The organism is Clostridium gallinarum, assembly GCF_014836325.1.
Lineage (GTDB): Bacteria > Bacillota > Clostridia > Clostridiales > Clostridiaceae > Clostridium > Clostridium gallinarum.
The window spans coordinates 1-782 of sequence record NZ_JACSQZ010000136.1; the positions used below are offsets into that span (position 1 = coordinate 1).

Here is a 782-nt window from a genome sequence, read left to right on the forward strand (position 1 = left end):
CATGCTCTTTTAGGAGAAAATGGAGCAGGTAAATCTACATTAATGGGAATGCTATTTGGAATGTATAGTCCAGATGGTGGAATGATTAAAGTAAATGGAAAAGAAGTTAAAATTTCAAGTCCAAACGTAGCAAATGATTTAGGTATAGGTATGGTTCATCAACATTTTAAATTAGTTGAAAACTTTACTGTAACTGAAAATATAATTTTAGGTCTTGAACCTAAAAAATTCTTAACTGTAGATATAAAAAGTGCAGCTAAAAAAATAGAAGAATTATCTAAGGCTTATGGTTTAAATGTAGATCCATATGCAAAAATAGAAGATATTTCTGTTGGTATGCAACAACGTGTTGAAATACTTAAGATGCTATATAGAAATGCTGAGGTTCTTATTTTCGATGAACCAACAGCAGTATTAACACCACAAGAAATTGAAGATTTAATTAAAATTATGAAAAATCTTATAAAAGAAGGAAAATCAATAATTTTAATTACGCATAAATTAAAAGAAATTAAAGAAGCGGCAGATAGATGTACTGTTATAAGAAGAGGAAAGTATATAGGAACTGTTGATGTTAAAGAAACATCAGAAGCTGATATGGCAAAAATGATGGTTGGTAGACAGGTATCATTTAAAGTTGAAAAAACAGAATCTAAACCGTTAGAAGAAGTATTAAGAATAGAAAATATAAGTGTTAAAAATAATAAAAAAGTTCTAGGTTTAAAGAATTTTAGCTTGAATATTAGAAAAGGTGAAATAGTTGGTATAGCAGGAGTAGAGGG

The 782-nt window shown here is 28.4% G+C and carries 1 protein-coding gene; it reads left to right on the forward strand.

What is annotated here, in order from left to right; all coding sequences use genetic code 11:
* Nucleotides 1–782, forward strand: a 782-nt coding sequence (locus H9660_RS16140) for an ABC transporter ATP-binding protein (RefSeq protein WP_191751390.1), incomplete at both ends; no start/stop codon positions are given.